This window comes from Clostridium tanneri (genome assembly GCF_033659955.1).
Classification (GTDB): domain Bacteria; phylum Bacillota; class Clostridia; order Clostridiales; family Clostridiaceae; genus Clostridium_AM; species Clostridium_AM tanneri.
Window position 1 is genome coordinate 77,659 of the sequence record NZ_JARUJP010000003.1, and the last position, 19,208, is coordinate 96,866.

Sequence of the window (19,208 nt, forward strand, 5' to 3'; positions counted from 1 at the left end):
ATGACGTTAATGCTCAATGTTTTTTATTATTTATAAAATTATGAGAAACTACTAAATAAGGTCGCCTATATAAAACAACCTTATTTCAGCATTTACTATAATTAAATGAGCTATTTCTAAAACTTCAGAAAGGTTAAAGTAAACCTAGTGCCGATACCTATCTTGCTCTCAGCTTCAATAATACCATCATGTGCTTCTACTATAGATTTAGCAAGGGCTAGGCCTATACCAACAGAATCACTTTTTTTAGAGGTCCTTGCTTTATAAAACCTTTTGAAAATATTAGGTAAATCATCTTCACTTATACCTTCTCCAGTATCCTCTATTATAATTCTTCTATAAACAGGATTTTCATAAAGGTTTATAGTTACTTCTCCGTCTTCCAATGTGTGCTCTATGCCATTCTTAATAATGTTAATTAATGCCTCTTCAAGCCACAACCTGTCATGTTCAAAGTTAACTTCTTCTTTTTCTATGAAGTTAACCTTAACTCTATGCTCTAAAGCTTTGCTTTCCAAGGAATCTATTGCTTCCTGTATGGTTTCATTTAGACTTTGTTTTTCTCTATCAAGTTCTATAGCTTTAGCATCTATCTTGGCTAGCTTTAAAATACTATGTATAAGGTGATGCATTCTATCAAGTTGATTTTGATTACTTAGCAAAAATGTCTTACTTTGCTCTTTAGAAAGCTCCTTACTTAGCATAATGTCATTGTATACAACCATTGAAGCTAGTGGGGTTTTAAGCTGATGAGATATATCTGACAAAAGGTCAACTAAAAACTGCTTTTCCTTCTTAAGTTCACCTATATTATTTTTTATTATTTCTCTCATAGAATTAAAGGAAACTGCAAGCTTAGACAGGTCTCCTTCCTTGTTTTCATTTATAGTTAAGTCGTAATCTCCATCCACAACTTTTTTTGCACCAATAGTAAGCCTTCTTATCTTTTTATAGAAAAAAGCATACTGCAAATAGTTAAGTAGTAAGAATAGAGCAGTCATCACTATAAATATTAAAAGAGTAAAATAGTTGCTCTTTTTAGAGGTTTCATTTATATAAGGAAAAAGTCCGTTATCTAAGTTTGTTGTTAAACTATATTGGCTTAAGAAAGCTTTTCCTTTTGATTGATCTTCTTGTGATATTTCCTTTGTAACAAGGGGCATAATTTCTTTCTCTAAGCTAGGATTATGCTCCACTATTCTTGCAGCAACAGCTCCTACACTTCTAAGGTAGTCATTTTTTAAATCATTATAATAGAGCCTTTGAACAAATACATTTGCTATGAAAAATAAAATCATTGATAAAAAAAGAATAACTGAGCTCATTTTAAGCTCAGGATTTGTAAAATATCTCTTCATATTTTATACTTCTCCTTATATGAATATCCTAAGTAACTTCTTTATCCCACTTATAGCCTAATCCCCTTAAGGTAACTATATACTTAGGTTCTCTAGGGTTATCTTCTATTTTTTCTCTTACTCTTTTAATATAAACAGATAGTGTATTTTCATCAAAGAAAACCTCAGAGTCTTCTGTAAGTTCTCTTAGTATCTTCTCACGCTTCATTAAAATCTTTGGGTTATTCATAAATATCAGTAAAAGTTTATACTCCTGAGCTGTTAAAGTAACTGGCAAATCCCTTTTCTTAACTATTGCAGTTCCCAAATCAACTTCTATTTCTTCACTTATAAGCTTATTGGAAGGGGACATAGTGCTATTAGAGCTTCGTCTTAACAGAGCCTTTACTCGTGATAAAAGTTCTCTTACCCTAAAGGGTTTAGTTATATAGTCGTCTCCTCCAATTTCTAATCCAAGGATTACATTAACTTCATCATCCAAGGCAGTTAAGAATATTATTGGTACGTTACTTTTTTCTCTAATATATTTGCAAAGGTCGTATCCGCTTCCATCTGGTAAATTTATATCTAATATAAGAAGATCGAAGGGCTCGGAATTAAATAGACTTTTACTTGCTTCAATAGTTGCAGCTCTTGACACCTCATAACCTTCATCCCTAAGTGAGAATTCTATGCCCAATGCTAAAGATTCATCATCTTCAACTAATAATAGTTTATTCATCTGTTTCACCTCAAACTATATTATACCAGAATACCACATTCCTCAAAAAATTTATTTCTACTGTCAATATTCTTGTTAACCAATTCTTTTGAGAAAAACATTAATACGACGCATATATAAATAGTTTCTAACATATTTTTAATTTTAACCATTTTTTGCTTTCCTCCTATAAATTTTTTATTTACTATGCCTTAATTATATATAGTAGAGCTTTTTATATCTATATCTCTTCTCTTACAAAATAACAGGCTGTCTTACAGTTTAGTAAGACAGCCTATAATAATTTTACTCTTCTCTAATAGCTTCAATTAAATTTTCATTTTTTATTCTTCTAAGTGGTGCTAGCACTGAAATATATCCAATAACTATTGCAGAAGCTGCCGCAATAGCTATGGCATCCCAAGGAATAGTCCATGGGAACTCTCTTACGCTGCCTAGGCCTATATACATTCCGTAGGAGGCTGCGCATCCTATAACAGAACCATATATAGAGCCTACAAGACCATATAGAAGCCCCTCCAGAGTAATCATTTTCTTAAGTCCTTTTTGAGTTAAGCCTATAGATTTTAAAGCTGCAAACTCTCTTTTTCTTAATATAATGTTTGTAGTAAGTGTATTTATAATGTTAACGCTTCCAATTAAAGATACTACTACAACAAAACCATATACTAGAATCTGCATCATAAGTATTGAGGTTTTACTTTTTCTATTATTGTCTATATTGTTTATTGTTTTTAAAGAAGGGTCTGATTTTATCACATTTTCAATGTCATTTAAGGCTTTCCCTTCACTTTGTATATCTTTAATTTTAATATTTAAATTTACCGGCTTAATATCCTTTTTGCCAGATAAAGCCTCTGCCACCTGAGAAGTAGATATCATTTTAAGACCGGATTGATTTCCACGGTAGTTAAAAGGTTCAGTATCAAGTATAGCCATAACCTTCACCCTTTTAACTGCATCTTTTCCGAATTCTTTTCTTTCAGGCTGTTCTACCTTATCATCATAATATTGGAGTTCTATTTCATCTCCAACCTTTACATCCGCTATTGGACCCATATAGGATTTTTTTGTTGCACCATTAAATATTTTATTTTTGTTTATTAAGATTACTCCATTTTCTTTATTAATTTTCTCTATATCAATATTACCTGATGACAGGTATTTTTTAGCTGCCTCTAAGGACTCACTGTCATATACTACTAAAGAACTAGATAAAATACTTTTTTCATTAACCTGAGTATATATACCACTAATTTCTTTAACTTCACTAATCTCTTTATCTTTGCTAATTGCAGCATCAAAGGAGAAGGAATCAAATACCCTATAAACCTTGTCAACAGTACTTAGATTATTTAAAGCTTTCACCATTTTTTCATCTATTACCTTATTTTCTTCTGTAGCTTGATAATCTCTTATTACAGAAAAGTGCATATCCTTTGATTCATTTGGTGTGCTTGTAATATTCAGACTCATATCCATAAAAGATTTAAAGGTAATAAAGAGCACAACACTTATTACTACAGAAAAAACAGTAATTCTATACCTTTTTCTGTTTCTTCTTATATTTTTACTGGCAAGGGCTCCTTCAAAACCTAATATTCCTTGCATAAGCCTGTTTTTTCTTCTCTTTATTTTTTCCTTTGTTATAGAGTTTCTGCTGCTTATAGCAACTAAAGGGGATATCCTGCCTGCAAAATAAGCTGGTATCAATGCAGAAATGTATATGGATAGGAGACCAATTACTCCGCTTATAGCAAGTACTTTAAATGAGATGTCAATACTCATTGGAAATACTGAATCTCCACCTATTATATTGAAAGAAATAATTATACAATTCACTGCTAGGATTCCAAATAATAATCCTAAAGGAATGCTGATTAATACCAAGAGGGTAGCTTCCCTTAACACAAGCTTTCTGATTTGCTTTGGTGTTGCACCTATAGCTCTCAACAACCCAAATTGCTTAATTCTTTCTACTACACTTATCTGGAAGGAGTTGTATATAACAGCAATGGTACATATAACCACTATTCCAATTATTATACCTAAGGTTAAATACAATCCATTCATACTATTACCTTCACCTACGCCCAGCATCATAAGAAGTTCAGCGTTTTCAGCAACAGTGTCCTTTGGAGCCAAAGCCTTAAGTTCACGTAGAGCAGTATTTAAATTTGTTTTGCTGCTAATTTCTACAACTAGCATTGAGTTACTCTTATCAATGTTATTGCTTTTAGATAACAGTATTCCTTTATTATCTACTTGATTGCTTATATTGTTTTCTAGAATACCTGTAAGTTTATATTCTTTGTTATTAAAGTTAATTATGCTTCCTACTTTGGCAGTTTTATCAATATAACTAAGAACCCAGTTTTCAATTGCTACTTCCTTATTATTGTCAGGAAGCTTTCCCTCTTTGACTCTATAAGGAAGCAGTTCTAAAGCGCTATCTGTAGCAGCTGTTTCTGTAACCTTTAATTTATTTGTCACATCAACTGGCTCGTTAAAACTTAAAAAGCCATATCTTGAAACCTTAGGATTATTAGCAATTTTTGAAACCAAGCTTTCATCTGCCTTTTGAAATATTAAATGAAATGCCCCATAGTTGTTTTTGGCCTCTTGAACTTGCGATACCTGCATACTGTGAAAGAAAAGCCCTATAGTTGATATTAGTGCAACAGATAAAACTATTCCTAAAATAGTAAGGGCAGTTCTCTTCTTAGTTGCTCTTAAATACTTTCCAGTAAGCTTTCTATATGAATCTATCATTATATTAACTCCTTTTATAAAATTTTAGTTGTTTTTCATATACTTATCAGAGACTATCTCGCCGTCCTGTATTGTGATTACTCTATCAGCCATAGAAGCTATGTTTATGTCGTGAGTAATTAAGATAAGTGTTTGGTTATACTTTTTAGCAGTGAACTTTAACAATTCAATAACCTCCTTTGAATTTTTACTGTCTAAGTTTCCAGTAGGCTCATCTGCAAGCACAATAGAGGGTCTGTTTAATAGCGCTCTGCCTATAGATACTCTCTGCTGCTGTCCTCCGGAAAGCTCTGAAGGAAGGTGATTTTTTCTATCTGTAAGTCCTAGCAACTCTATAATCTCATTGAGGTAAGTACTATCAACCTTCTCATTATCTAAAAGAGCTGGAAGTGATATGTTTTCCTCTACATCTAAAACAGGAATGAGGTTAAAAAATTGAAAGATAAATCCTATCTTACGTCTTCTGAATATGGCAAGCTTTTCTTCTTTATAATCATAAATATTTTCACCATCAATAATAATGCTGCCTGTTGTAGGTTTATCCAGCCCTCCTAATAAATGAAGTAATGTACTTTTACCGGAACCTGATGCACCTACAATGGCAACAAATTCTCCTTTGTTAACGGATAAATTCACGTTTTTAAGTGCTTCTACCTTGTTTTCTCCACTACCATAGGTCTTATTTAAATTTTTAACTTCTAATATCTTCATAAATATCGCTCCTTTTTTATACTATGGATTAATTATATCCAATTACTGTTTTTAGCTCTATGTCTATAGACTTACAAAAGTCTCAAACTATCTTACAATTTAGTAAGAGAGTTTGAGGCTAAGTTTTTCCTTATTTCATTTAATAGAGCATATGTTAAACCGTATTAAAATTTCATAATGATAAATAATATGAAATATCTATGAATTTGCTTAAGGAGGAAAAAATATGGACTTAAGTTGGGTTTGGCAAGCAGCTCTAATATTTATCATAGGAACATTTGTTTTAAGAATAGGTGGAAGAAAATCAATTTCTCAAATGACAATATCACAAACTATTGTGATGATAGGATTAGGTTCATTGCTTATTGAGCCTGTAGCTGGAAGAGGTCTACTTATTACATTTTTGGCAGCACTAGTTCTAACTGTACTTATGATGATTACTGAATATTTACAAGTGAAGGTAGATTTTTTAGAAACCATATTTTCAGGCAAAGCAGTAATTGTTATAGAAGATGGTAAACCAAATATTGAAAATCTAAAAAGGCTTAGGATGACAATTGATAAACTTGAAACTCGATTAAGACAGGCAGGTATATCGTCTATAGAAGATGTTCAATATGCAACAATTGAAGTCAGTGGTCAGCTTGGATATGAGTTGAAAAGCAATAAAAAACCCTTAACACAGGAAGACTTTGTCAAGTTAATGGGTGAAATATCTGAATTGAAAACAATGATTAATAGCAAAACAAAATCAACTAATGAAAGAAATGATATTTTTAAAGAGATAAAGAATGAAAGCTTTGAAGGAAACAAAAATGAGCCCCAATAAGTATTTTGTGTAACAACTATCTTTATCTGAGGAAAATAACATGATGAATAGAGAAACTCCCTATAGGTATTGCCTTTGCAGTAACGGAAAATACAAAAATCAATATTAGGCGATGTAAATTTGATGAAGAACTTAAAACCCGTTGTGTTAATATTTACCGTATTGGTAGGAATTAAAAAGTTTTTACTGAATATCTTTATAGTAAAGGTGGAACTGAGTTCTACTGTATAGAATAAAAGCAATGTATGATACATGAAAGTTTTTCATCAAATAAAACAATATATATGAGGGGGTATTTATTGTGAAAATTGCTATAATAGGTGCAGGGGCAATGGGTAGCTTGTATGGCGGCTATCTTTCAAAGGTTGCCAAGGAGGTATATTTAGTTGATATATGGCAGGAACATATAGAGGCCATAAATAAAAGTGGTCTTAAGATAGAAGAGGCAGATAAAGATATAGTGGTTCATCCAAAGGCTGTAACCACTGCTGAGACTGTTGGACATGTTGATTTAGCTATAATCTTTGTTAAGTCTATTATGACAGGTATGGCACTAGAGAAAAACTCAGCTCTTTTGGGCCCAGACACTATGGTACTTAGCCTGCAGAATGGTTACGGAAATATAGATCAGATATGCAAATATGTAAAAATTGATAATGTTATAGCAGGAACTACTGCCCATGGAGCAACAATGTTGGCACCGGCTCATATTAAACATGGAGGCACAGGAGAAACTCATATTGGCTTAGTTGTGAAGAAGGAAGATAAAAGAATTCATAATATAGCTAAGCTTTTGAGAGAGGCAGGCTTTAGTACTATTATTTCAGATAATGTTATGGAACTTATATGGTCCAAGCTAATAATCAATGTAGGAATCAATGCTCTTACCGCTATATTTAAAGTGGAGAATGGAAAACTTCTAAAATTTGAGGAAACAAAAGATCTTATGACAATGGCAGTTAAGGAAGCTGTTAAAGTAGCAAAGGCATCAGGGATTATTTTTGATGAAGAAGCTATGATAAAAAAAGTTATGGAGGTTACCTATAATACTTCTGAAAATAAATCCTCTATGCTTCAGGATATTTTAAATAAAAGAAAAACAGAAATAGATACAATTAATGGAGCTATTGTAAAAGAAGGTGAAAAGTATTTAATTAGTACCCCTGTAAATCTTGTACTTACTAATATGATTAAATCATTAGAAAAAGGTATTTAAGCAATAGATAAAATAGATTACCGTAGAGCTTCACTATATATTGAAAGGGAGATAAGCAATGGAGCAAAAAAATGATTATAATATAAATTCACTTATTAGGTCTTTAAATATACTAGAATATTTAGTAGACAACGGTGAGGTAAGTATATTAGAGATGTCAAACTCCTTTGGCATGGGAAAAAGTACAGTACACAGAATACTTGGAACCTTTAAGACAATGGGATATGTTGATCAAAACAAAGAAAACAACAAATATTATGCAACACTAAAAATATTTGAACTAGGTAATAAAGTTGCAAATAGAATTCCATTAAAGAAAATCGTAAGACCATACTTAGAGGAATTATTTGAAAAGTGTCATGAGACTGTTAACTTTGCCATTGTAGATAAAAATGAAGTTGTATTTCTAGATAAAATTATTACTGCAGAGCCTTTAAGAATAGAGCTTGAGGTAGGGAAAAGGGTACCTGTTCACTGCAGCGCCCTTGGAAAGGCATTTATAGCTTTTAAAAGAGATTTAGATATTTCTCAATTGAAGTTAACTAAAATAAACAATAATACTATAGATTCTGCAGAAAAACTTATGAGTAATCTGGAAGAGATAAGAAGAAATGGATACGCCTTAGATGATGGAGAGTATATAGAGGGGCTTATATGCATTGCAGTACCAATAAAGGATCAATTAAACAATGCTATTGCTGTAATAAGTATTGCTACCCCTGCAGTTAGGATGGAAGAAGAAAAAAAACAGATATATGTTAGATTATTACAGGAGACTGCCTTAAGGATATCAATGCATAGTGGATTTGTATCCAACTGATAGTAGGAGAGAATCCTGCCAAATTAGATTAAGTTTTATTAAGAAGTTTATAGTAAGGCCTGCAGTAATTCATATAAACAGAGTTTAGCACTGAAGATAATCTTATTTTCAGTGCTAAAGCTTTTATATTAAAAGTAGCTAAAAATATCTTATAAAATTGTTTAAATTCATAAGTGAATTCCTATTAATTTTTAATTTAATAATAAAATGTGAAAAATAATGGTAATTTTTCAATTTATAAAGAATATATATTAAATATAAAACAATAATGGAATTCAGTTCTACAATGTAGAACTGTTAAAGGGAGGAATAAAAGTGAAAAAGAAAATGACTGTTTTAGATTTCCAAAAGTATAAGGATGAAGGTAAAAAGTTTACCTATGTAACAGCTTATGATTATACAACAGCTTCTATTGTAAATGACAGTGAGTGTGAGGTTATTCTAGTAGGTGATTCACTTGCTATGGTTATGTTAGGCTACACAAGTACAACTGCTGTTACTATGGAAGACATGATTCACCACATTCGTCCAGTAGTTAAAGGTGCTCCTAATACATTTATTGTTGGAGATATGCCTTTTGGATCTTATAATGTTAGCTGTGAGCAGGCTATTGCCAATGCAAATCGACTTATTAAAGAAACTGGCTGTGACTGTATAAAGTTAGAAGGCGGCATTGAAATGGCAGATAAAATTGAAGCCATTGTTAAAGCAGGAATACCGGTAATGGGCCATTTAGGACTTACACCACAAACTACCAGCCAGCTTGGAGGTTTCAGAGTACAGGGCTCTACTCCTGAAAGTGCTGCAAAGCTCATTGAAGATGCTAAGACAATTGAAAAAGCAGGTGTATTTTCTATTGTTCTTGAATGTGTTCCTAGTTGTGTGGCTAGAGCAATGGCGAAGGCTGTTAAAGTCCCTGTATTAGGTATTGGAGCGGGACCTGATGTGGATTGTCAAGTATTGGTTACACAGGACTTATTAGGAATGTATGGAGATTTTAAACCAAAGTTTGTTAAACAATTTGCACAAATTAGAACTGCCATGGTAGAAGGCCTTAATCAATTCCACAAAGAAACTCTTGAGGGAACTTTCCCTTCACCTGAATTCAGTTTTAATGCAAAGGTGCCAGGATATGAAGAAGGTGCTTGTGCAGGAGAACTGAAGGAAGAAGTACTAAAAAAACTATATTAAAATATTATTAGGGGGCATAAAAATATGAATATTTATATATTGGGAATTGCCTTATATTGTATAGCTCTAATAATTATAAGCGTAGTGGTATCTAAATTTGTAAAGAGTGGAAGTGACTTTATAGTTGCAGGAAGAAGATTTAATTCTGGACTACTCTTTGCTACATTAATAGGAGGAAATATAGGGGCTGGCTCTACTGTTGGTATTACAGGGCTTGCATATACCTCTGGTATATCAGCAGTTTGGTGGATGATCATGTCAGGTATTGGAAGTTTAGTTCTTGCATTTTTCGTAGGACCAAAGGTTTGGGAATTATCTGTTAAATATAACTTACTTACAGCCGGTGACTTTTTAGATAAGAGATATTCCAAAAAGTTTAAAGGTGTTTTTTCTACAATGATGGCAATTGGAACCTTAGCACTATTTGCAGGACAGCTTATGGGTGTTGCTTGGATATTAAATGTTATTGCAGATGTGCCTAAAACTACAGGAGTAATTATTGGTGCATTAGTTGTTACAATATACTTTGCTTTTGGAGGAATAGTATCTGCTGCATATGTAGGAATATTAAAATTAGTAGTAGTCTTAGCAGGATTTATAATAGCGGTGCCTTTTGCACTAGGACACGTTGGAGGTTTTAGCGGACTACACACAATGGTATCAGCAAATTTGGCAGATGTAGCTAAAACAAATAGTTATTTTAGTTTCTTTGGTTTAGGGGCTACCGTAATAATAGGATACTTCTTTATGCTTACTCCTTCCTTCTTTGTATCTCCTGGTCTAGTTGGAATAGTATTTGGTTCTAAGGACAAATCTACCATAAGAAAAGGCACTACCTATAATGCAATTGTGCAGTTTGTCTTTGCATTTATTCCAGCAATACTTGGAATGTGTACCTTCGCAATGTTTCCACATTTAACACAACAGGATTTAGCATTGCCTACAGCAATGAAAGAGTTACTACCTACCTGGGTGTCAGCAATAGCTTTAGCAGCAGTTTTTGCAGCAGAAATAAGTACCGCAGATACTGTTCTATATATGTTAACCACATCCTTCACCAATGATATATATAAAACCTTCTTTAAGCCTAAAACTACAGATATTGAACTGCTTAAACTAAGTAGATATGTTACTTTTATTTGCGGAGTTCTTGGTGTTGGAATGTCCCTATTACTTCCTAATATAATAACTGCTCTTTCAATTTTCTATACGCTAATGTCTGTATCCTTAACAGCACCATTACTTTTTGGTATATTTTCAAATCGTCCTACTGCAGCAGCAGCTTCAGTTTCAGCAATTTTAGGTGTTGCAGTTACAATTATTCTAACCTTTGGTATCAAAGTGAAACTATTTGGAATTCTAAATGCTCAAACTACCGGAATGATTGTATCACTTATTATAATGGCTATAATGATGTATGCATTCCCAGCTAAAGCCTTTAAAGAAGGAAAGAAAGAAATAGAGATGGAGTCGATGCAATAAATAAATATAAGTAGTATTTATTTGTTTTGATTAAAATAGTTCTTAGAATTGGGAGGAAATAAAATGGTTTTTGATTATTCATATGCAGACTATGCTTTTAAAAATGGAAAGGTAATTACAGTAAACCAGAAGGATGAAATTGCCGAGGCAGTAGCTGTAAAGGATAACAAGATAGTTTACGTAGGGGATAATGAAGGATTAGAAAAGATTATTGATTCTAATACTAAGGTTATTGATCTTAAAGGCCGTGCTTTAACGCCTGGCTTTATTGATACCCACTATCATCCTATCTTAAACGGATTCTTCGGAAATACAGAAGATGCTGCAATTATAAACACTGGATATGCTAATTGTAAATCAATTAAGGATATTGTCGAATTAATAAAAAAAGCTGCTGCAAAGAGAAAACCTGGTGAGTGGATTTCAATGATGGGCTATGATCAAAACAGAGTAGAAGAAAAAAGGCATATAACAATAGAAGAAATGGACGAAGCTGCACCAAATAACCCTGTACAGTGTATGAGAACCTGTGGACATATTTGCATGTATAATACAGCTGCTCTAAATGCAGTAGGAATATACACTGCAGAAGATGCTAAAAAGTTTGCTCATGATGAGGTAGTAGTTGAAAATGGCAAGTTAACTGGTATGGTCAAGGATCACACACATTTTTACCTTTGGAGCAAGGTAGTTTATACTGATGAACAGCAGAAGGCTGCTGCTATGAAATCAAATGATTTACTTCTTAGAAATGGAGTAACTTCTGTACATGATGCAGGGGAGTGTGATAGACCATCCTATCACATTATGCAGAGTCTTTGTAGATCTAGAGAATTTAAGCCTAGAGAATACATGATGCTTCATAGTATCTTTGGAAAGCCAGTTTCCCTTGAAGATAACGATCATTTCCTTAAACTAGGACTTCAGTCTGGAATAGGAGATGAACATTTCAAAATTGGTACTTGTAAATTTATGATAGATGGCGGCACCAGCGGACCTTCCTGTGCAACAAGAGAGCCTTACTGTCACGATCCTAACATGCCTGGTATTCTTGGCTGGGAAAGGGAAGAGGTAGCAGATTATATTAAGATGATAAACGATGCTGACTGCCAAGCATCAGCTCATGCTGTTGGTGACTTGGCTGTAGAGTTTATGGTGGAAGGTTATGAAAAGGCCTTTGAAACCAATCCAAGACCAGGTGCAAGACACAGAATAGAACACTGTGCCATTGTAGATCAGGATCTCATTGACAGGATGGCTAAACTAAATATTTGCCCAAGTGTAAACCCTGGATTTATCGCATGGAATGGAAGAAATTATTTCAAGTTCTATGGTGAAAGAATGAAATATTTTGCTGCTCTTAGAAGTATGATTGATGCAGGAATTATGGTTTCAATCGGAAGTGATGCTCCTTCAGGCCCTGTAGAATCAATGTCTATACTAGATGCCTGTGTAAATAGAACTGACAGAGTAACAAATGAACCAGTAGATCAGACTCAGAAAATCACTATGCTAGAAGCAATAAGACTTTACACCTATAACGGAGCTTATTCAAGTTATGAAGAAAAAGTTAAGGGAAGTATCGAGGTTGGCAAGCTGGCTGATATAGTTGTTTTATCTGAGGATATTCTAGCATACCCACAGGATAAGATACTTGATATCAAAGTTGATATGACTATGATTGATGGAAAAATTGAGTATGAGAGAAAATAGGTGCTGTAACAATAATACTGTAATATTATCTTTTAATAAAAAGTTACTTGACTTTAATAAATGAAAGTGATACACTGGTAACAATAAATTTTTAGGAGGAATTAATTATGAAAAACTTATCAATTATAACAATGCAAGTTGTCTTTAATAGCCAATTTAGATAGGTTTGTACCTAATAATTTTACATAGGTGCAAACCACCTAATTCATGGAATTAAAAGGTTTGTATCTATGTTGGCTATAAAGTATAAGTTTTTCAGTAATTATTTTATAGAAGCCACATAGATAGTCTATGTGGCTTTTTCGACTTTTTGTATGCATTTACAGGCCACATGGAGTACCATGTGGCTTTTTGCATACAAAAAAATATGGAAGGGAGAATTTTTATGGAAGCAGCATCAGGTGTATTAGTTCAAAGCTTAATCTTATCAATTATGGTATTGGGGGTTTATATAAGTTATAAAATTTTAGACTTTCCTGATTTATCTGCAGATGGAAGTTTTACTTTAGGAGCAGCAATAATAGTTACAATGTTAAAGAAAGGAGTATCTCCTGCCTCAGCTATGTTGATTGCTCTATTAGCTGGATTAGCAGCAGGGTTTTTAACAGGAATACTACATGTAAAGCTTAAGATATCAAATTTACTTTCTGGAATTTTAGTAATGGGAATTTTGTATTCATTAAATTTAAGAATTATGGGAAAGGCTAATATTCCTATATTTAGCCAAGCAAATATATTCTCTGATTTTAATCCTTTAATAATTGCCTTTATTCTTGTAGTCATAGTTAAAGTTTTCATTGATGTATTTTTGAAAACAGGACTAGGGTATACCCTGAAGGCTGTTGGAGATAATCCTCAGATGATTAAATCCTTAGGAATAGAGGTAGGAAGCATTAAAATATTAGGACTTATGCTATCTAATGGACTTATAGCACTTTCAGGAAGCATGATGGCTCAATACCAAGGCTTTTCCGATATTTCTATGGGAATTGGCACACTAGTTTTAGGAATAGCATCAATAATTATTGGAACATCAATAATAAAAAAGAGAACTCTTATTAAGGACACAACTCTTGTAATATTAGGCACATTGATTTACCAAGTTACTATATATTTTGCCATGAATGTAGGACTAACTCCAGTTGACCTAAAGATGATAACATCCTTAGTAATTATTATATTCTTAGCTGTCAGAGGAGTTAAAAACAATGAAGAGAAAAAAATGGGGAGGTGGATTATAAATGTTAAAAATTCAAAACTTATCAAAAAGCTTTCATAATAACTACATAGGTGAAAACAAGCTGTTCTCAAACCTTAATCTAAAGATTAATAAAGGTGACTTTGTAAGCATAATTGGCAGCAATGGTACTGGTAAATCAACGCTATTAAATATAATTTCAGGGGTAATTGAAGAAACTTCAGGCAGCATTTTACTTCAAGATAAGGATATAACTAAAATGCCTGAGCATAAAAGAACTAGGATTATAAGCAGGGTTTTTCAAAATCCAGCATTAGGTACATGCCCTTCTATGACAGTAAGAGAAAATTTATCTTTAGCACTAAATAAGGGAAAATTGACTAACCTTAAATATTGTCTAAGATACAAAACAGACTACCTAAGAAAATTACTAGAAGGCATATCCCTAGATTTAAAAGGCATGCTAGATGTAGAGGTGAAATATCTTTCAGGAGGACAAAGACAAGCTTTATCACTAATAATGGCAAGCATATGTGAACCAAAACTATTGCTTTTAGATGAACATACCGCTGCCTTAGATCCTAAAACCTCTAAAGAGGTGATGAAACTTACGGAAAAAATTGTGAAAGAAAAAAATATTATTACGTTGATGGTAACTCACAATTTAAAAGATGCAATAGAGTATGGTAACAGACTTATTATGTTACATAAAGGTGAAGTTATCTTGGATTTAGATGAGAAGAAAAAGAAGGAAATAACTGTAGAGGACATATTAAAAAAATTTGAATATGCAGTATAAAGAGGAGATGGGATTATGAAAAAGATAGTTGTTGGAATATTAATAGCCGCTAGTGTGATGACAGGCTGTGCAAAAACAGAGAGTAAAAAGAAAGTAATAAATATAGGTATAAGTCAAATTGTAGAGTATGTTGCCTTAGATGAAAACAGAAAAGGATTTATAAAAGCTCTTGAGGAAGGGGGATATAAAGAAGGAGAAAATATAAAAATAGACTATCAAAATGCTCAGGGAGATATAGCAGTAGCTCAAACTATAGCAAAGAAATTTTCCTCAGATAAGAAAGATTTAATTTTTGCTATAGGTACTCCAGCAGCACAGGGGGCATTTAATACAACAAAGAAAATACCAATAATGATTAGCTCTGTTACTGATCCAGTAAAAGCTGAATTAGTTAAATCTGTAGAAAAGCCTGAAACTAACGTATCGGGAACCTCAGACTATTTGCCGGTGGAAAAACAGTTGGATTTAATAAAGAAACTTGTACCAAAGGCGAAGAAAATAGGATTTATATATAATACAAGTGAAGTAAATTCAGAAGTTCAATTAAATGAACTAAAAAAGGTTGCCAAGGGTTACGAAATTATTCCAGCAGGAGTAACCAGTACGAATGATGTAAACAGTAATATAGCTAGTTTAGTAAAAAAGATAGATGTACTATATGTACCTACAGACCAATTAGTTGTATCATCAATGCCTATAATAGCTAAGCATACATTAGAGGCAAAGGTGCCTATAATTGCAGCGGAAAAGGGAAGTGTAGAAGCAGGAGCCCTTGCTACCGTAGGAATTAATTACTATAAATTAGGTTACGAAACAGGAAAAATGGCAGTTTCAGTATTAGAGGGAGAAGATATTTCTAAAATACCAATTAAAATATCAAATGAAACTGATGTATATATAAATGAAGATAGCCTAAAAAAGCTGAATATTGAAAAACCTTCAATGGAGAATGTTAAATATATCAAAACCAAATAATTTTCAAGTATAATTATTAAGACAGGAATTAAAAAAGGAATGCTGTGACACATTCCTTTTTTAATTCTGATATATGGTTTTAAGCTGTATAAACATCAGATTGTTTTTTACTATTAGCCTTTGAGGATTTAAACATAATAAAGGAGGTATATACTATTACGCAGGCAACTACCCATTTTAAAATATCTAAAGGCAGTGATTTTACAACATATGCAGCTATTAATACGCCTATAGAACCTAAAATAGCTATAGCCACTGAGGCCTTTGTTGAATAGGCTCCATTTTTTATGAATTGATAAGATGAAAAAGGCATTAACAATGCACAGGATCCCATCATTATAGGGAAAGCTACTTGAGGCCCCATGCCTAGTGCAAAGACTAAAGCCATACAAGGAGCATAAAGTCCTATACCTATGGTCATAAGTGCACCGAATAGGAAGTTACCAGCAAGTCCAATTATTAGCTTGACTCCTGTAAGAGCAGTTTCATTTCCGCCTACAGGGAAAAGCTTTAATTGTCCTGCAACCATAAGTGCAGCTACTGCTAAAAGGGCTAAACCCATGGAAATCTGAATAGTTTTTTCATCAAATTTGGAAACTACTTTAGCACCTACTACAGCACCTAGAACTGCAGCTGCTAACATACTAAAAAGTGTTACAGGTTCTACCTTTATAACTGTCATAAATATAAGTGCCTCTAATATAGTAGGTATAGTATTAGCCACATTCAAGGTTCCTGGAAGTTTTTTATCCTCTATTAACTTGAAATTTTTGAATAATGAAGTTTCTATGGCAAAACTTCCTATTCCTAGAGTATCAAAAAAGTTAGCTAACATACCAATAAGTCCAAGTTTTATAAAGCTTCCTTCCTCTAAAGTACCTTCCTTTTTCTTTTTAATATAGTCTTTGATGAGTATGAAAGAATACCAGATACTGCTTGCTACCATAAATAATAGTACGATTTTTAACATATTTATCCCCCTTGTTTTTATTGTTTTCGAGTATTTTCTATTTATAGTGATTTAATTTTACAATAAATTCTCTCTTTTTTCAATATAGTTTAAATTTGTGAAATTGAATTTTTGATATTGCAAATTTAAGCACTCAATTATATAATTGAGCTTAAAATATTAAGATAAGAATGGATGATGTCTATGCCTGTGAATTCTTTTGAAAATTACCCCATGAGTTGGAAACCAAAATTGACTGAGAGTAGTCAACCGTTATACTTAGCCATTGCAGAGCTGTTGGAGGTATAGATTTGAAACAAATAAGTACCAAAAATACACCAGCAGCTATCGAACCTTATTGCCAGGCATGTCTAGCTGGGTATTATATGTTTACATTAGGATTTGGAAAATTAGAGGAGGGAGATTAAATTATGAGACAATATGTAGTGGATGCATTTACTGACAAAGTATTTGGTGGAAATCCAGCAGCAGTTTGTGTTATGGACAAATACCTTGATGATGAAACTATGTTAAAGATTACTATGGAAAATAACTTATCTGAAACTGCCTTTGCAGTAAAGGAGGGTGAAAGCTACAAGCTTAGATGGTTTACTCCTGGAGGTGAAATAGACCTTTGCGGGCATGCGACCTTGGCTACGGCATATATAATAACAAGATTTGTAGAACCAAGTTTAAAGGAGGTTCGTTTCGAAACTTTAAGTGGCATTTTGACAGTTAATAAAAATGATGAACTTTTAGAAATGAACTTTCCAGCATATGATTTAAAAAAAGTGGAAGTAACGGATGCCATGGCTGAGGTAATTGGTGTACGCCCCCTTGAGGCATGGATGGCTAGAGACCTTCTTTGCATATTGGAAAATGAAGAAGATGTTTTAAACATGAATCCTAATATGGAAAAAGTTAAGGAATTAGATGGTCTGCTTTTACATGTTACAGCGAAAGGAAAAAATTTTGATTGTGTATCACGCTCATTTGCTCCTAAACTGAATGTACCCGAGGACCCGGTTTGCGGATCAGGCCACTGCTATATAGTTCCCTTTTGGGCAAACAAGATAGGAAATAACAACATTATTGCATATCAGGCTTCAAGAAGAGGTGGAACCTTGTATTGCAAAGTTGAGGTCAACCGCATTAAAATGAGTGGAAAAGCGGCACTGTATTCTATAGCAGACATCAATTTCTAGTAAAACTTTTATGCAAAGTTAGGTACTTTATAATAGTGTCAAATCAACACCATAATTTATTATTACTTAGTATAGATGACCAAGCATAAGAAAGTATTAGAGGGTATTTTGTGCCTGTTAACGGTAAAACTACGATAGTTGAGTATTAGTAATTAAGAGATGTATGGTAAAAACCAGCACCATTTAGGTGCTGGAAATGTCCTTATAGAATTTAATTAATCCAAAATACTATTTTCCAACTTGGAAACCATATTTAAGAGGATCATCGTTGTCGATAATATAGGTAGATACGCCTGTTAAATAAGCACTGCCTGTAATCTGTGGAATTACTGCAGGAAACTCACCGGCTTTTGTTTCTTCTTTGATAACGCCCTTAAATGTTGTTCCTATAAAACTTTCATATACAAATGGTTCACCAATTCCAATTTTACCTCTTCTATAAAGAGTTGCTAACTTTGCACTTGTACCAGTTCCGCATGGAGAGCGGTCTGCCATGTAATCACCGAAAATAACCACGTTCCTCATGTCACATCCAGATGTAGAGGTTGGACAATATAATTCTGCTAAATCTACAGATGTAATATCAAGTTCAGGGTGTTGGATATGATTTTCTTTATTTGCATTCTCAATTAATTTCATACCAAATTCCGTAAGTGAAGGAATATTTTCAGGCACTATATCAAGTCCAATCTGAGTAACATCACATAAAGCAAAAAAGCTTCCACCAAAGGAAATATCATATGTAACTTCCTTACCATCTATAATTGTTTTTAAGTTTTCTTTATAAAGGAAAGCAGGAACATTTGTAAGGGTAACATTTACAACTTTTCCGCCTTTTACTTCTGCCTTTGTGCGAATTAATCCTGCAGGAGCATCAAGAACGACTTCTGTATAAGGCTCCTTTGCTTCTAGGAGTCCACCTTCTATGATGGCAGTAACAGTACCAATGGTACCATGTCCACACATATTTAAATATCCACCTGTATCCATGTAGATAACACCGTAATCTGCTTCTGAGCTAATTGGTTTTGTTACTATGGAACCGAACATATCGTGATGTCCACGTGGTTCAAACATTAAAGCTTTTCTGTACTCATCGCAATGTTCTTCTAGATATTTTTTCTTTTCAATCATAGTGTTTCCTGGAATTTCAGGAAATCCTGACAATACTACACGAGTAAATTCTCCTACGGTATGAGTATCCACAGCAGTAAAGCTTTTTTCGTAAATACTTAAATTAACATTTGGTCTTAATTCCATAAAAATACC

At 33.1% G+C, this 19,208-nt stretch carries 16 protein-coding genes; 10 read left to right on the plus strand and 6 right to left on the minus strand.

All coding sequences use genetic code 11. From position 1 onward, the window contains the following. Positions 1–116: 116 nt before the first annotated feature. The 4 genes from P8V03_RS03855 to P8V03_RS03870 all read right to left on the minus strand — a co-directional run bounded on the left by P8V03_RS03855 (position 117) and on the right by P8V03_RS03870 (position 5,562). Positions 117–1,358 carry a HAMP domain-containing sensor histidine kinase gene (locus P8V03_RS03855; protein ID WP_318796835.1) on the minus strand — a complete coding sequence of 414 codons (1,242 nt, stop codon included), beginning with the start codon at positions 1,356–1,358 and terminating at the stop codon, positions 117–119. A 28-nt stretch (positions 1,359–1,386) separates the two neighbouring features. Then, positions 1,387–2,079, minus strand: a complete 693-nt coding sequence (locus P8V03_RS03860) for a response regulator transcription factor (RefSeq protein ID WP_318796836.1) — start codon at positions 2,077–2,079, stop codon at positions 1,387–1,389. Positions 2,080–2,364: 285 nt separating this feature from the next. Next, the gene (locus tag P8V03_RS03865) at positions 2,365–4,851 is read right to left on the minus strand and encodes an ABC transporter permease (RefSeq protein WP_318796837.1); all 2,487 of its coding nucleotides are present in this window, start codon (positions 4,849–4,851) and stop codon (positions 2,365–2,367) included. Positions 4,852–4,875: 24 nt separating this feature from the next. Next, entirely contained in the window at positions 4,876–5,562 is a 687-nt protein-coding gene (locus tag P8V03_RS03870) for an ABC transporter ATP-binding protein (protein ID WP_318796838.1), read from the minus strand. A gap of 226 nt (positions 5,563–5,788) precedes the next feature. Here P8V03_RS03870 and P8V03_RS03875 point away from each other — a divergent pair, with 226 nt between their 5' ends. The 9 genes from P8V03_RS03875 (at position 5,789) to P8V03_RS03915 (ending at position 15,785) form a co-directional block, all read left to right on the plus strand. Continuing rightward, on the plus strand, positions 5,789–6,391 hold the full coding sequence (locus P8V03_RS03875; protein ID WP_318796839.1) for a DUF421 domain-containing protein: 603 nt from the start codon (positions 5,789–5,791) through the stop codon (positions 6,389–6,391). Positions 6,392–6,692: 301 nt separating this feature from the next. Continuing rightward, positions 6,693–7,607, plus strand: coding sequence for a ketopantoate reductase family protein (locus P8V03_RS03880; protein ID WP_318796840.1), 915 nt, complete (start codon positions 6,693–6,695; stop codon positions 7,605–7,607). A gap of 58 nt (positions 7,608–7,665) precedes the next feature. Further along, positions 7,666–8,427 carry an IclR family transcriptional regulator gene (locus P8V03_RS03885; protein ID WP_261673542.1) on the plus strand — a complete coding sequence of 254 codons (762 nt, stop codon included), beginning with the start codon at positions 7,666–7,668 and terminating at the stop codon, positions 8,425–8,427. 327 nt (positions 8,428–8,754) lie between these two features. Then, complete coding sequence (gene panB / locus P8V03_RS03890) at positions 8,755–9,618, plus strand: 3-methyl-2-oxobutanoate hydroxymethyltransferase (protein WP_318796922.1); 864 nt, start codon at positions 8,755–8,757, stop codon at positions 9,616–9,618. A gap of 24 nt (positions 9,619–9,642) precedes the next feature. Then, a complete protein-coding gene (locus tag P8V03_RS03895; protein ID WP_261673541.1) occupies positions 9,643–11,100 on the plus strand; it encodes a sodium:solute symporter family protein in 1,458 nt (485 codons plus the stop codon). Positions 11,101–11,163: 63 nt separating this feature from the next. Then, complete coding sequence (locus P8V03_RS03900; RefSeq protein ID WP_318796841.1) at positions 11,164–12,813, plus strand: amidohydrolase; 1,650 nt, start codon at positions 11,164–11,166, stop codon at positions 12,811–12,813. Positions 12,814–13,198: 385 nt separating this feature from the next. Beyond that, the gene (locus tag P8V03_RS03905; protein WP_318796842.1) at positions 13,199–14,092 is read left to right on the plus strand and encodes an ABC transporter permease; all 894 of its coding nucleotides are present in this window, start codon (positions 13,199–13,201) and stop codon (positions 14,090–14,092) included. Then, positions 14,055–14,810, plus strand: coding sequence for an ABC transporter ATP-binding protein (locus P8V03_RS03910; RefSeq protein ID WP_261673538.1), 756 nt, complete (start codon positions 14,055–14,057; stop codon positions 14,808–14,810). The genes P8V03_RS03905 and P8V03_RS03910 overlap by 38 nt, the downstream gene beginning before the upstream one ends. Positions 14,811–14,825: 15 nt before the next feature. After that, positions 14,826–15,785, plus strand: a complete 960-nt coding sequence (locus P8V03_RS03915) for an ABC transporter substrate-binding protein (protein WP_318796843.1) — start codon at positions 14,826–14,828, stop codon at positions 15,783–15,785. A gap of 79 nt (positions 15,786–15,864) precedes the next feature. Here P8V03_RS03915 and P8V03_RS03920 read toward each other — a convergent pair whose 3' ends face one another. Further along, positions 15,865–16,755: a sulfite exporter TauE/SafE family protein gene (locus P8V03_RS03920; protein WP_318796844.1), complete on the minus strand. Its 891-nt coding sequence runs from the start codon at positions 16,753–16,755 to the stop codon at positions 15,865–15,867. 410 nt (positions 16,756–17,165) lie between these two features. Here P8V03_RS03920 and P8V03_RS03925 point away from each other — a divergent pair, with 410 nt between their 5' ends. Further along, the gene (locus P8V03_RS03925) at positions 17,166–17,939 is read left to right on the plus strand and encodes a PhzF family phenazine biosynthesis protein (protein ID WP_318796845.1); all 774 of its coding nucleotides are present in this window, start codon (positions 17,166–17,168) and stop codon (positions 17,937–17,939) included. A 228-nt stretch (positions 17,940–18,167) separates the two neighbouring features. Here P8V03_RS03925 and P8V03_RS03930 read toward each other — a convergent pair whose 3' ends face one another. Then, entirely contained in the window at positions 18,168–19,199 is a 1,032-nt protein-coding gene (locus P8V03_RS03930) for a proline racemase family protein (protein ID WP_318796846.1), read from the minus strand. Between the last annotated feature and the right edge of the window lie 9 nt (positions 19,200–19,208).

Excerpts from the sequence above, each read along its gene's own strand:
- P8V03_RS03925 (WP_318796845.1), top strand. The coding sequence starts at position 17,166 with ATGAGACAATATGTAGTGGATGCATTTACTGACAAAGTATTTGGTGGA.
- P8V03_RS03930 (WP_318796846.1), bottom strand. The coding sequence starts at position 19,199 with ATGGAATTAAGACCAAATGTTAATTTAAGTATTTACGAAAAAAGCTTT.
- P8V03_RS03910 (WP_261673538.1), top strand. The coding sequence starts at position 14,055 with ATGTTAAAAATTCAAAACTTATCAAAAAGCTTTCATAATAACTACATA.
- P8V03_RS03905 (WP_318796842.1), top strand. The coding sequence starts at position 13,199 with ATGGAAGCAGCATCAGGTGTATTAGTTCAAAGCTTAATCTTATCAATT.
- P8V03_RS03920 (WP_318796844.1), bottom strand. The coding sequence starts at position 16,755 with ATGTTAAAAATCGTACTATTATTTATGGTAGCAAGCAGTATCTGGTAT.
- P8V03_RS03855 (WP_318796835.1), bottom strand. The coding sequence starts at position 1,358 with ATGAAGAGATATTTTACAAATCCTGAGCTTAAAATGAGCTCAGTTATT.
- P8V03_RS03900 (WP_318796841.1), top strand. The coding sequence starts at position 11,164 with ATGGTTTTTGATTATTCATATGCAGACTATGCTTTTAAAAATGGAAAG.
- P8V03_RS03875 (WP_318796839.1), top strand. The coding sequence starts at position 5,789 with ATGGACTTAAGTTGGGTTTGGCAAGCAGCTCTAATATTTATCATAGGA.
- P8V03_RS03870 (WP_318796838.1), bottom strand. The coding sequence starts at position 5,562 with ATGAAGATATTAGAAGTTAAAAATTTAAATAAGACCTATGGTAGTGGA.
- P8V03_RS03865 (WP_318796837.1), bottom strand. The coding sequence starts at position 4,851 with ATGATAGATTCATATAGAAAGCTTACTGGAAAGTATTTAAGAGCAACT.
- panB (WP_318796922.1), top strand. The coding sequence starts at position 8,755 with ATGACTGTTTTAGATTTCCAAAAGTATAAGGATGAAGGTAAAAAGTTT.
- P8V03_RS03915 (WP_318796843.1), top strand. The coding sequence starts at position 14,826 with ATGAAAAAGATAGTTGTTGGAATATTAATAGCCGCTAGTGTGATGACA.
- P8V03_RS03860 (WP_318796836.1), bottom strand. The coding sequence starts at position 2,079 with ATGAATAAACTATTATTAGTTGAAGATGATGAATCTTTAGCATTGGGC.
- P8V03_RS03885 (WP_261673542.1), top strand. The coding sequence starts at position 7,666 with ATGGAGCAAAAAAATGATTATAATATAAATTCACTTATTAGGTCTTTA.
- P8V03_RS03895 (WP_261673541.1), top strand. The coding sequence starts at position 9,643 with ATGAATATTTATATATTGGGAATTGCCTTATATTGTATAGCTCTAATA.